Here is a 12,597-nt window from a genome sequence, read left to right on the forward strand (position 1 = left end):
CTCCAGACCGCTTCCGAGCTATACCAGCGCATCCCCAAGGAATTCCCCACGGCGGACATCGCCCCGGTGGCCCTGTTCAACGCGGGCGTGATGCAGGAGAAGCAGAAAAAGTGGCCGGATGCCATCAAGATTTACATGCTTTTCTGCGATGCCTTTTACGAATCCAAGCTGCTCCCGAAGGTGCTTTTCCGGGAAGCCAAATGCCGGGAGCAGGACGGGCAGTGGAAGACGGCGGGCGATAAATACCTGAACCTCACGCGCGCGCATCCCGAAAGCCCCGAGGCCGAACCCGCGTTGTACAACGCCGGCTTCGCCTATCTCAACGGAAACGCGCAGGATTCGGCGGCGCGCGCCTTCGAGGCGTATGCCCTGAAGTATCCGCAAAAGGAAGAAGCCCCGAACCTGCTGTTCCGCGCCGTGGAACTCTACGGGGAAATGCGGAACTGGGAAAAGGTGGCGGAGTTGCAATCCCAGTTCACCCGCCGTTACGCGAACGACAAGGGCCGCATGATCCAGGCGCTGTGCATGGGAGGCATGGCGGCTTTCAACCGCAGCCGTCCGGACGAAGCCACCAAGCTGATGACGCAAGCGCTACGCGAATTCGCCAGCCTCAAAACCGCCGATCCCACGCCGCGTTTCTACGCCGCCCAGGCCCAGCACACCCTCGGCGAAATCGCCTCCCGCCGCATGCGCGATCTGCCCATCCGGCCGGGGGCCTACGATGCGGACGTGAAAGCCAAGACGGTCCTGCTGAAGGCCGCCGTGGACGAGTACCTGAAGGTGCTCGACTTCCGCATCGTGGATTGGGCCCTGCGGGCCGCCTACTCGTTGGGCCAAAGCTTCGAGGACTTCGGCACCCAGGTATACGAGGCGCCCCGCAAGCCGGCGCGCGGTCCCGGCGAACAACTCGATCGGGAGGACGATGCCCTTTCGTCGCTTTCGGCTTCCTACGCCCGGGCCCAGCAGCAATACCTGCAAGTGCTTTCCATCGGGCGGAAGCAAGAGGTCAACAACAAGTGGGTGGGGGAGGCCAACGCGCGCCTGACGGGCATGGCCACGCGCTATATGGGCTGCCAGATCAAGGCCATGGCCCAGGTGCCGCAGTTATTGCGCGTGGATGCCGGCACTCCCGAGAAAGCCATCGCCGGCAAGCTGCAGCAAATCGCCCGTATCACGCCTTACCATGAACAAGGCCTCAAGTATTTCATGTCCTTCTTCGACATCGCGCAAGAGTACGAACTCGATCCTAAGCTGGTCGATTCCCTGGGCGGAGCCATCCTCAAGAGCACGCATGCCCTCGGCGGCCACTACGTGGACGCGGCCGACTTGGCCCGCTCATCGCCGTTCCCGGCCGGCTTCCAACCCATGGAGCGCTTTTTCTATCAGGTCAAGCTGGTGCAGGAAGGCATCCCCAAGCTGGAAGCGAAGGCCATGGAGTATTTCCAGCAAGGCCTGGATTTCGCGGCCAAGTACAACCTGAAGCGGGATCCGCTCTACGATAGCTTGGGTATAGCCCTGGGCCGGGCCCAGTTCGTGCAGGCCAAATGCCTGGATCTGCTCGCGGTGGAAGCCCTCGTCCATCCCCCCATCCCGACCGGGGCCGGTCCCGAGCAGCGCAAGACTTACCAGGAAAAGCTCGAGAATGTTGGGTATCAGTTGCAGGACCAGGCCGCGGAAAAGTACCGGGCCTTGGTCGCCAAGGTCGTCGCCGGGACGGTCCCGGCGGAATGGGGCGAACTGGCCTTCGCGCGTCTCTACCAGATCGAGCCCGATAAATGGACGCGCAGTTCCGATCAGGACACCATCATGGACTTCTATTCGGGGAAGGAATGGATGGCGCTGCCGGCATTGCCCGCGCAGGGCTGGCCCGCCGCGGATAATCCCGAGTGGAAGAAGGTCCGCAAAGGCATCATGCCCAAAGCCGATTACCCGGAGGAAGTCAAAACCTTCCCCCGCTTCCTATGGTGCGGCGACAAGGGCCAAGGCCCCAAGATCGATACCGTGCTCGCGACCTATATCCCCTGGAAACAGGTCTTCGCGCAAACCGCCATCGACCTTCCCAACCAGATCCAAGGGTTGGATCTCGAAGTCGTGGCCCGCCCCGAATGGGCGGTTCTGTTGGATAACGATACGGTACTCACGCATAAGGCCATCGCGGGCCCGTGGAACAAGGGGACCGCGAAGGACGTGTGGCCGGCGGTTTCCAAGAAGCTCCCGACCGGGCGGCATTACCTGCGCATCGCGGCGAAGAACGATAAACCCAACGAAGGTTTCGGCGTGTGGTTGCGGTTGCGCGTGCGCTACAAGCTGCCGGGAACCGGGGCCATGTTTCCTTGGAATCAAGCCACTCCCAGCCCCCAGTACCTGAAATCCCTCCTCGAACGCGATCTGCGTATCCCTAATTTCACCAACCGTCCGGCGGGCCTATGAAACCCTCCCAATTGCGGAGGCCATGCCCATGAAGTTCTGGCTCAAGTTCCAGCGGAATAGGCCGATAACCCGCATGGGTATGCTTCCGTCCGCGCCGATAATCCGCCTATGCGCCCTGGCGTTGCTCTGTTGGGGCTGGATCCCTGCCGAAGCCGGCAAGAAGAATCCCAAAGCCATTCCCTTGGTTACGGTGGAGCCCAAGAAAGACCAAACCCTGGTGGCACCCCAGAATCCGGCGACTCCGGCCGCGGGAAAACCGGGGTCCACCTTCGCCGAGCTTAGCTTCAATCGGACCCTTGTCATCGAAGGCAAGGTGGAAAAGCCTCAGGTGAGCTTCACCTTGCTGAAAGAGCCCCCGCCCGAAAAGGAGATCCGATTCGAAGCCAGTTTTCTGGAGAATATCCTGAAACTGGACCGCGAAAACACCTTCGTCCCCGGCGAAACCTACGGCCACGAATAAAGATTCCTTCGGTCACGAATAAATAACCTTCGCCTTTCGCCTGCCCACGCGCACAACCTATATTCTGGCGCATCCCCCGAATGGAAGGAGCGCCCATGGCTTCCCGCTTCGAACCCCGCCGCTTGGCCGCCACGCTTTCCGTGTTCTTGGTTTCGATAACGCCTGCGATCCCGGGCCCGGAAACTCCCGCCGCCTCCAAGATCGCCGCGCCTACCCAGGCCCGCGTCTTCGCCGATCGGATCGCGTCGCGTTATGGCCTGGCCGATTTCCCCAAAGTGCGATCGATCCGTTTCACCTTCAACGTCAGGCACGGCGGCAAGGAAATGGCCCGAGAGTGGACCTGGTTTCCCAAGGAAGACAGCTCTTCCCGTTGCATCTCGCCTGGGACCAAGGCCTGGATCTTAAGCTGGGGGAGGGAGGGGTCCTCACCGTTCGTTATCCCAAACAGAGCGGCTACACCACCGGCGATGCCTACGATTTGTCCGCCGATTCCGCCGGCACCATCCGCTCTTGGGTGTTCCACCGCGGCGGCGCCGATACGGCGACCATGCGCGCCGATTGGGCCAAGCCCACCGAAGTGGACGGCCTCCCCATTTCCCTGGAGCGACCGGGCGAAAAAGGCTTCAAGGTCTGGTTTACCGGCGTGAAGGTCGTGGGCATAAAGGGCTGACCCTTGCGGCCGGCCGTGCGCTAGTCGAACGACAGGATCGAGCGGTCCCAACCTTCGGAAGGCTGATACCCCAATAGATTCGCGGTGGTCGCCGCCAGGTCCGACAACCCGTATCCCGACCCGTTGATCTTAAGCCCAAGCGCCTGCTTCCCGTAGAAGATGCAAGGGACGGGATTCAAGGTGTGGCTGGTCTTGGCCTTGAAATGCCCGGTCTTATCCAAGGCCGGCTTTCCCGTCTTCTTATCCATCTCCAGCATCTCGTCCGCGTTCCCGTGATCGGCCGTAATGATGGCCATCCCGTCCATGGCATCGATAACCGGCAGCAGGCGCCCCAGTTCCAGATCGACCGCTTCCACGGCCATGGTCGCCGCCCGCAGATTGCCGGTATGACCGACCATGTCGCCATTGGCGTAGTTCATGCGCGCGCAGCGGTACTTCCCGGTCTTGATCTGCTCGATCATCGCGTCCGTGATCTCCGCCGCCTTCATCCAAGGCCGCTCATCGAATGAGACCCGGTCCGACGGGATTTCGATATAGGTCTCGGTCTTGTCATCGAACTTGCCGCTACGGTTGCCGTTCCAGAAATAGGTCACGTGCCCGAACTTCTGGGTCTCCGAGATGGCCAATTGCGAAATTCCCATGGAGGCCAATTGCTCGCCCATGGTGTTCTTGATCTCCGGCGGCGCCACCAGGTACCGCTTGGGAATATGCAAATCGCCGTCATATTCCAGCATGCCCGCATACACTACCTTGGGCCGGCGCTTGCGATCGAAATAGGGGAAGTTGTCGTCCTCGAAGGCCCGCGAGATCTCGATGGCGCGGTCGCCCCGGAAATTGAAGAACACCACGCTATCGCCGTCCACGATGGGCCCGACGGGCTTCCCATCCTTCGCGATCACGAAGGGCGGCAAATCCTGATCGATCACCCTCCCGGCTTCGGACCGCAGGGTATTGATGGCCTCCTCCGCCGAAGCGAAGGAGCGACCCTCGGCCAGCACGTGGCATTTCCACCCGCGCTCCACCATGCTCCAATCCGCTTCATAGCGATCCATGGTGATCTTCATGCGCCCGCCTCCGCTCGCGATGCGCGCGTCGAAGCCGGAGTCGGAGATTTCCTTCAGGAACTTCTCGAAAGGCAGCACGTAATCCAGGGCCGAAGTCTCGCCCACGTCCCGGCCATCCAGCAGGACGTGCACCCGCACTTGGCGCGCGCCCTCCTGCTTGGCCCGCTTGATGAGGGCGGTCAGATGGTTGATATGCGAATGCACGTTGCCGTCCGAAAAGAGGCCCAGGAAATGCAGGGTCCCACCGCGTTGGGCATTCCCCGCCACGTCCTTCCATGCTTGCCGCTCGAACAGCTTGCCCGACGCGATGGCCTGGTTCACCAGCGATGCGCCCTGTTCATACACCGCGCCCGCCCCGATGGCATTGTGGCCCACCTCGGAATTGCCCATGTCGTCGTCGCTGGGCAGCCCCACCGCTTTCCCGTGGGCCTTCAGCAAGGTGTTCGGGTATTTGGCGAGCAGGCCGTCCAGAATGGGCTTGCGGGCCAGGGCGATGGCGTTGCCTTCCGTAGGTGGGGCGATGCCGTAACCGTCCATGACGACGATGACGAGGGGACCTTTGACGCCGGGGAACTTGGAGAAGCGCTGGAGCATGGGAAACCTTCGGTGAATACGTGAATCCCAAATATAGCTCAGGGCGCGTCGGGCCTGGGGCGGGGCGTTCTTCCCGCGCAATGGGCCCGGGCGGCCGCACGGGGTTGCGGTCTGCGGGCTGGGGGCTGGCTTGGAGCGCACTGGGGTTGGTCCGGGCGTCGCCGGGGCTCCGGGCCGCCTCGGATGCTCGCTCATCGGTATCGGGGTCGTTCACGGTCTGGGGAAGGGGACGCCCGCGCAACCAAGGTGTCGGTCACTCGCCGGCTGGCGCGGGCTGGCCGTACTTCGAAAGCTGCTCCCTTCCCCAGACCGTGTGCGCTCGCAACTCGGCGTCCCGGAGCCCCGGCGACGCCCTGCCCGCCGCCCGCGCGATCCAAGCCCGACCCCGCCCGCTCCCTGCGGCCGCGCGATCGACTGGGGTATGGTTCGATAACCCCGACGGAGGACCGGCGCGCCCGCAGTGGGCGGGAGGGGTAACGCTTATGTTACGGGTCGCGCCGCGCTTCGCCCCATTCAGGCGCGTGAGCATTCACGGATTCTTTGCTTCACCGTGCCTGCCCTCCGCTGCGCGGCAACCGATGAGGAGCGAGCCGCCTGCGGAACATCGCAACGAGGATGCGGGAGCGGTCGAAGCGGGTTTGACCCGTCGTACCGAAAGCGAATAGCCGAGCCTACCTCGCCCCACGCCCACGGCCAGACCCACCTCTACCAGGCTTCGCCCGCTCCACGACCCGCTTCACCGGAACCGGCGCTTCGGGCACCTCCTCCTCGGTCTGCGTGCGTTGGAAGCGTTCCTTATCGATGCGATTCAGGATCCCGTACCGATCCGGGATGAACAACACCATCACTTCGAGGTCATCGGTACCCGGGAACATATCCAGCGGGACCACCTTCGAAACCATGAAACCGGCCTTGCGCCATTGATTCACTTCTTTCGGCAGGGTATCCATGTCGCAGAAGATGTGCAGGATGCGAGCCGGGTTGCGGGCGGCCAGGGCGCGGATGACTCCGGGCTCGGTGCCTTGGCGGGGAGGGTCGAGCAGCAGGGCCTCAGGCTTGTCCGCGGTGGGTGGAGGGAGGAGGCGCTCAAGGGTTTTGGCGGAAATGCGTCCGGCCTTGAAGCGGACATGGGTATCCTTCTCGCCCGCGGCCATCTTCTGGGCCGAGGTAATGGCCGGCCCGCCCAGGTCGACTCCCGTGGCTTCGCCATAGCCTTTGCCCAGGGGCAAGGTAAAGAAGCCGAAGCCGCAGTACAGGTCCAGCAGGCGGTATTCCGGCTTGGGCTTGAGCAACTGCTCCGCTTTGCCCAGGAAATCCGGCAGGATGGAGGCGTTCACCTGGCAGAATGAGGTGGGATTGAAAACATAGGTCCTATCTCGCACCTGCATGCGGATATCATCAGTTCCGAAAAGCTTCTTCAGCTTCCACGGTCCCTCCGGATCGCGGGCCTCGAAATAGTATTCCGACCGGGAAGGATCGAAGAAGATAAAGGCGGAGGCGACCTTGTAGACGTCCCCTTGCAAGTGTTGCCCCAGGAGTTTGGCCTTGCGCACCACGTCGGCGTTCAGCCGATGCAGGTTGAAAAAGACGGCGGGATGGCCGTAATCCCCGCGGATGATGATGTAGTTCAGCGCATTGGCCAGGCCGTGGTACGGATCGGTGTTGAGCTTCGTCAACAGGAAATCGTAGATGGCCTTGTGCTCCGGGGGCTCCAAGCGGGATTCCGAGGCCGCCTTGGGATGCGCCGCCGCGGAAGCGTCGGTCAGGAAGGCGAGGACGAAGCCTCCGGCTTTTCGTACCACGCGGCGTTTGGTGGTGGTGCGGTAGCCGCGCGGCCGGGGCGAAGGCAGGATGCGATTGGGCTTGTCCGGCAAGCCGCGTGCGGTCCAGAACTCCTGCAAGGCGCGGTTCTTCAGATCCAACTCTTGAGCGTATTCCAATCGCGCCAGCGGCTCGGGATGCTTCGCCCCCAGGACCAGGTCCGGCGCGGCCCTCCGGGCCAATTGCATGAGCATCTCCGAGAAGCGCAATTCCCGTTTATCCGGCTCGACTACCGGGGCGTCCTTGGCCGGGTATTTCCAAACCGAGGGGGATTTACGATCCGCGGGGAAGCTTTTTCCCTCCGTCCGGCGTTTCGGACGACCGCGACGACCGCCGCCTTGCTCGTCCCTCTCGCCCTTATGCTTGGGTCCGGATTCGGATTGGGGGTGACGTTGGGATCCGGGAAAGGAACGGGAGGGTCTTGCCATGGGGCCGTGAAGGTAGGAAAATCCGCCCCGACCTCCTGGTCGCCGACCTCCTGGTCGCCTAGCGCTGCGGAACTATTCCTCCGGAGCGAAGCCGGCGGCACGGCCTACGAAGGCCGCGAAGCCGGGATGCCGCCCGGCGGCCTCCAAAAGCACGATGCGCGTCCCCGGATGGGCCGCCTCCACATGCGCCGCGAGGCGCGGGATATCCTCTTGCACATGCTTCCCCGAGAAAAAGAAGAGCGGGAGGATGCGTACTTCCGCGGCTCCGTTCGCCACGGCTTGTGCGGTGGCGGCCGGCAAATCGGGCTGCGATAAACTCAAATAGGCGGATAAGACCAGGATATCCGGGTATCGCGATTGGAGGCGCTGGACCAGGTCCTGCATTTCCTCAAACGCCCCCGGGGTCCGGCTGCCATGGCCCAGGAGAATCAAGGCCTTTCGGTATTCCAAAGAAAAGTCCTTTATGCGAACGCGACTGGGACGATAAAACTAGCAAGACCCCCGCCCGGGCCGGAAAGTTTGCCTTTCCGCGGCGCAAAGGGATAGAATAGGTAAGTCCACCGATGGCATCCTAATGGCGCAAGCAAACGTAAAAGTCATGACCTTCGAGGGGCAACCCTGCATCGAGATCCGCGGCGAGTGGGATCAGGCCGGCTTGGACGCGTTGATCAAAGCCTTCCAGAAAACCTTGCCGAAAGCGGAGGGGCATCTCTTCCTCAAACTCAGCGATTTGGATTACCTGGACAGCGCCGGCTTAGGCGTCATCATGTTCAATATGAACGAACTCGCGAAGCGCGGGGCCAAACTCGTTCTAATCCAGCCTTCCGAGGAAATGCGCCATATCCTGCGCACGACCTCCTTGGACAAGGTGCTGGAAATCCGCTAAACCCTTTTTGACTATATTCTGGGCACTATTCCGGCGCCCCGGAGCCTTGATCGCTTGATCAAATAGGCAGCCGGATGGCGTGCCGGGCCGGGCCGGGTCGTCATGAGCCGCCCAGGCCGCAGACGAGCGATCTTCCATCAGGGCCCCAAAGTCCAAGGAGAAACGTGGCTGATCCCAAGAAAACCCCGCTTTACGATATCCATGTGGCCTTGGGGGCCAAGATGGTTCCCTTCGCAGGCTTCAGCATGCCGGTCCAATATTCCGGCATCCGCCAGGAGCACGATGCCGTACGCAAGACGGTCGGCCTGTTCGACGTTTCCCATATGGGTAACTTCTTCGTGACCGGGAAGGGATCCAAGGGTTTCCTGCAACGGGCCACGGTCAATGACGTGGATAAGCTGAAGGACATGGACGTCCAATACTCGGCTTTGTGCTATCCGAACGGAACCGTGGTGGACGATATCCTGGTTTATCGCCTGGGTCCGGAGCGTTTCAAATTGGTCGTCAATGCCAGCAATATCGAGAAGGACTACGCGTGGCTGGAGAGCCTACGGAAGGCGGATCCGGAGGGCGCGGGAGTCGAGCTCTTGGACGCCAGCGCGGAGCTGGGGATCCTGTCCCTGCAAGGCCCGCATGCGTTGGCCGTCGCGGCTGCTGTCATGCAAAGCGATCCTGCGAAGGTGGCCACCTACAAGGCCGGTTTTGGAAAGGTGCTGGGCGCGGACATGCTTTACAGCCGCACCGGGTATACCGGGGAGGATGGTTTCGAATTCTTCCCCGAAAACCGGCTTTTGCCCGGCCTATGGAAGGCATTATTGGAAGCGGGATCCCGCTATGATATCCTACCGATAGGGCTGGGGGCCCGGGATACCCTTCGCTTGGAGGCGGGCTATTCCCTGTATGGGCACGAACTCACCGACAAGACTAATCTCATCGAAGCCGGGCTGGGCTGGATCACCGCATTGGATAAGGGCGATTTCACGGGACGGTCGGGCCTCGCGCCCAAGGCGCAGCCGGGCGGCATGGAGCGGAAGGTGGTCGGACTGGAAATGCTCGAACTCGCCATCCCGCGCGAAGGCGTGGTGGTGCGGGCGGGCGGGAAGGATGCCGGCGTGGTGACCTCGGGCACCATGTCGCCGACCCTGGGCAAAGGCATCGCCATGGCCTACGTGTCTATGCCCTTCGCGAAAACGGGAACCGAAGTGGAAGTGATGATCCGGGACGTGGCCAAGCGCGCCAAGGTCGTTCCGAGGCATTTCTACAAGCGCGCCAAGACCTAGAGGGGGATCCTTGTCGATCAAGATCGAGAAGCGGAAGGCGAAAAAGCCAGGTAGGAACGGAGCGAGCCCGTCCAAGGCGAAGGGAAAGGCCCAGCCATCCGAGGACGAGGATGAGGAGCGGGGCCATTCGCTTCTGCGCGAAGGCTGGGGCCTGCTGCTGCTTTCGATCTCCCTGGTCACCGTCATTTCCCTCCTCTCCAACTTCGCCGAACCGGGAGGGGTCAATCTCCTCGGACCCTACCTCGGAAACTGGTGGGCGGATACCCTCAACCAATTCGCGGGAAGCCTACCGGTCATCTTCTTGGTCGCGGCCGTGGCGGTGTTCGGATTCAAACTGACCCTTTCCCGTGTCATGCTTCCCCTGCGCCTGGTGCTGGCTTTGGCATTGCTCTTCGTCGGGTCGGCGGTACTGCTTAGCATCCGCAATATCGGGCAGAGCATCCTACGGCCTTCCGATTACGTGATGACGGGCGGATATCTGGGCAATTTCATCGTGCACAAGGCTTTCATTCCCGTCTTCGGGACCGGGCAGTTCGGGCCTTATCTGATCATCGCCATCGCTCTCCTCTTCGTCGTCATCTGGGGCTTCCGCATGAGCGTGGTGCAGGTTTCGGAAAAATCCGCCGCGTCCATCGTCTTCGTGGGAAGGCCCTTCTTCTCGGGATTACGGCGGCTATGGGCGAAGGAGGAGGACGAATCCGGGGAAGGGGAAATCCCGGAGGCCGAAAAGGCCGCCGAGGAGATCGCGAAAGCCCGGGCCCTCGGTAAGGTCGAACGCGGGCGCATCCCGAAAATCCCCTTGCCTATCGCGGAAGCGGAGGAGCCCAAGCCCGAAGGCCGTCGCAAGCGCGGCGGCGCGGCGGAGGAGGAACGTTTCCCCACCGGGCCCGTGCCCAAAGGAGCCGTGTTTTCGGCCCACAACGTGATCGGCGGGCCGCTCGACGAGATTGATGCGGAAGAAGAAGACCCGCTCGCCGGCCTCGATCTGAACGATCCACTGGCCGTGCGTAAGATGCGCGACCTGGATCTGGAACGCAAGCGCGTGAACGAATTGAACGAGTGGGAGCAAAAGACGCGCGATCCCGAGATCGCGGGATTGCTCCGCAAGCAGAAGGCCAAGGCCGAGGAGCGCGTGGCGCGCCTGGAGCATGAGACGGAAGCCGTTATCGAAGCGCGGGCGGAGAACCCGGAAGCCGATGCGGACGAAAATGATTCCCTGAAGGGCAAGAAGAAAGGCCGCAAGAAAGGGAAGGACCAAGGCGAGGTCGAGTCCCTCAACAAGGTCGCGGCAGAAACCGATGAGGCGGATGCGCCCGTTCCCATCAAAAGGCAATCCGACGATAAGTACGTCCTGGCCGGCGACGAAGCGGCTGACGAGGCGGCCCACACGACCGAAGAGGGCGCCCCGGCAAAACCGCCCAAGCCCGAAGTCAAATACGATCCCTATCGCGTGCCCACCTTCGACGAGATTTTTTCCGATCCGCCCAAGCAGCCGTTGGAGTTCACGGAAGAGGAGTTGCGCGAACAGTCCAAGCTGCTGGAAGATCAGCTCATCAATTTCAAGGTCATGGGTAAGGTGGTCCAGATCTGCCCGGGCCCGGTCATCACCCGCTACGAGGTGGAGCTCGCCCCAGGCGTGAAGGTGAGCCGCATTTCCACCCTCGCCGACGATTTGGCCTTGGCCCTGCGCGCCAAAAGCATCCGCATCCTGGCGCCTATCCCCGGCAAATCGGTGGTGGGCATCGAGGTGCCCAACCGCAAGGCCCAGATCGTGTATATCAAGGAGATCCTCAAGGCGCCGGAGTTCGCCACGGAAGAGGATACCCTTAAGATCACCCTGGGCAAGACCATCGCCGGCGAACCTTACGTGATGGACCTGACGCGCGCCCCGCATCTGCTCATCGCCGGCCAGACGGGTTCGGGCAAATCGGTTTGCATCAACAGCATCATGGCCTCTTTCCTGTGCTCGAAGACGCCGGACGAGTTGCGTATGATCCTGGTCGATCCCAAGGTCGTAGAGCTCAAGCCCTACGATTCCATCCCGCATCTGCTTTACCCCGTCATCACCCAACCGGACGTGGCGGTGGCCGGGCTCAAGTGGTCCACCTACGAGATGGACCGCCGCTACGAGGTGCTGGCCCAATGCGGCGTCCGTAACATCAAGGGTTTCAATACCAAAGTCAGGGCCGGGCAATTGCCCGATACGCTGGATGCCGAGGACAAGCGCATCATGCCTTACATCGTCATCATCATCGACGAGTTGGCGGATCTGATGATGGTCGCCGGCAAGGAAGTGGAAACCAATATCGCCCGCATCGCCCAGAAGGCGCGCGCGGTGGGGATCCACCTCATCCTCGCGACCCAGCGCCCGTCGACCAACGTCATCACCGGTACCATCAAGGCCAATCTGCCCACGCGTATCAGCTTCCAGGTGGCCAGCCAGATCGACGCGCGCACCATCATGGACAAGATGGGGGCCGAGAAATTGCTGGGCCGCGGCGACATGCTTTTCCGGCCCATCGAGTTCCCGGAGCCGGTCCGTTTGCACGGCTGTTTCCTGGACGACGCCCAAGCCGAAAAACTGGCCTCCGCGGCCTCGGAACAGTTCGTGAACTATCCCCAAATCCAATCCTTCAACCTGGAAGATGACCCGGGGGCCCAAGCGGGCAACGACGAGCCGCGCGATGAAAAATTCCGTGAAGCCGCCGAGTTGGTGGTGCAGGTGAAGCAGGCCTCGGTTTCCCTATTGCAGCGTCGCTTGGGCATCGGCTATGCCCGTTCGGGCCGCCTGGTGGATCAGTTGGAGCGGGCGGGGATTGTGGGCAAGGAGCGGGGTTCCAAGCCCAGGGACGTGCTGATGGATCCGGATGAATTGCAGTCTTTTTTGTCTTCGGGCCTCAACGACGATTGATCGGCTGGCCCTGCCGCGGGGCTTCGCGCAGGCTCAGGCTTTCCGCTTTCGAT

At 62.0% G+C, this 12,597-nt stretch carries 9 protein-coding genes; 6 read left to right on the top strand and 3 right to left on the bottom strand.

All coding sequences use genetic code 11. From position 1 onward, the window contains the following. From bamD to JF616_16140, 3 genes are all read left to right on the top strand, one after another. The coding region (bamD, locus tag JF616_16130) for an outer membrane protein assembly factor BamD (GenBank protein MBW8889283.1) at positions 1–2,430 on the top strand (2,430 nt) is incomplete at its 5' end. 22 nt (positions 2,431–2,452) lie between these two features. Next, positions 2,453–2,890 carry a hypothetical protein gene (locus JF616_16135; GenBank protein MBW8889284.1) on the top strand — a complete coding sequence of 146 codons (438 nt, stop codon included), beginning with the start codon at positions 2,453–2,455 and terminating at the stop codon, positions 2,888–2,890. A gap of 334 nt (positions 2,891–3,224) precedes the next feature. Further along, positions 3,225–3,560, top strand: a complete 336-nt coding sequence (locus JF616_16140) for a hypothetical protein (protein MBW8889285.1) — start codon at positions 3,225–3,227, stop codon at positions 3,558–3,560. Between the two features lie 20 nt (positions 3,561–3,580). Here JF616_16140 and JF616_16145 read toward each other — a convergent pair whose 3' ends face one another. From JF616_16145 to JF616_16155, 3 genes are all read right to left on the bottom strand, one after another. Then, on the bottom strand, positions 3,581–5,218 hold the full coding sequence (locus JF616_16145; GenBank protein ID MBW8889286.1) for a 2,3-bisphosphoglycerate-independent phosphoglycerate mutase: 1,638 nt from the start codon (positions 5,216–5,218) through the stop codon (positions 3,581–3,583). 671 nt (positions 5,219–5,889) lie between these two features. Next, positions 5,890–7,227, bottom strand: a complete 1,338-nt coding sequence (locus JF616_16150; protein ID MBW8889287.1) for a class I SAM-dependent RNA methyltransferase — start codon at positions 7,225–7,227, stop codon at positions 5,890–5,892. Positions 7,228–7,539: 312 nt separating this feature from the next. Next, positions 7,540–7,917: a CbiX/SirB N-terminal domain-containing protein gene (locus JF616_16155; protein ID MBW8889288.1), complete on the bottom strand. Its 378-nt coding sequence runs from the start codon at positions 7,915–7,917 to the stop codon at positions 7,540–7,542. A gap of 124 nt (positions 7,918–8,041) precedes the next feature. Here JF616_16155 and JF616_16160 point away from each other — a divergent pair, with 124 nt between their 5' ends. The 3 genes from JF616_16160 (at position 8,042) to JF616_16170 (ending at position 12,544) form a co-directional block, all read left to right on the top strand. Further along, complete coding sequence (locus JF616_16160; GenBank protein ID MBW8889289.1) at positions 8,042–8,353, top strand: STAS domain-containing protein; 312 nt, start codon at positions 8,042–8,044, stop codon at positions 8,351–8,353. A 74-nt stretch (positions 8,354–8,427) separates the two neighbouring features. Further along, positions 8,428–9,633, top strand: coding sequence for a glycine cleavage system aminomethyltransferase GcvT (gene gcvT / locus JF616_16165; protein MBW8889290.1), 1,206 nt, complete (start codon positions 8,428–8,430; stop codon positions 9,631–9,633). 352 nt (positions 9,634–9,985) lie between these two features. Then, the gene (locus JF616_16170; GenBank protein ID MBW8889291.1) at positions 9,986–12,544 is read left to right on the top strand and encodes a DNA translocase FtsK; all 2,559 of its coding nucleotides are present in this window, start codon (positions 9,986–9,988) and stop codon (positions 12,542–12,544) included. Positions 12,545–12,597: the final 53 nt, after the last annotated feature.

This window comes from Fibrobacterota bacterium, assembly GCA_019509785.1.
Lineage (GTDB): Bacteria > Fibrobacterota > Fibrobacteria > UBA11236 > UBA11236 > Chersky-265.

Coding starts and splice junctions, on each gene's coding strand:
- JF616_16145 (MBW8889286.1), bottom strand. CDS start 5,218: ATGCTCCAGCGCTTCTCCAAGTTCCCCGGCGTCAAAGGTCCCCTCGTC.
- JF616_16160 (MBW8889289.1), top strand. CDS start 8,042: ATGGCGCAAGCAAACGTAAAAGTCATGACCTTCGAGGGGCAACCCTGC.
- gcvT (MBW8889290.1), top strand. CDS start 8,428: ATGGCGTGCCGGGCCGGGCCGGGTCGTCATGAGCCGCCCAGGCCGCAG.
- JF616_16170 (MBW8889291.1), top strand. CDS start 9,986: ATGCTTCCCCTGCGCCTGGTGCTGGCTTTGGCATTGCTCTTCGTCGGG.
- JF616_16135 (MBW8889284.1), top strand. CDS start 2,453: ATGCCCATGAAGTTCTGGCTCAAGTTCCAGCGGAATAGGCCGATAACC.
- JF616_16150 (MBW8889287.1), bottom strand. CDS start 7,227: ATGCAATTGGCCCGGAGGGCCGCGCCGGACCTGGTCCTGGGGGCGAAG.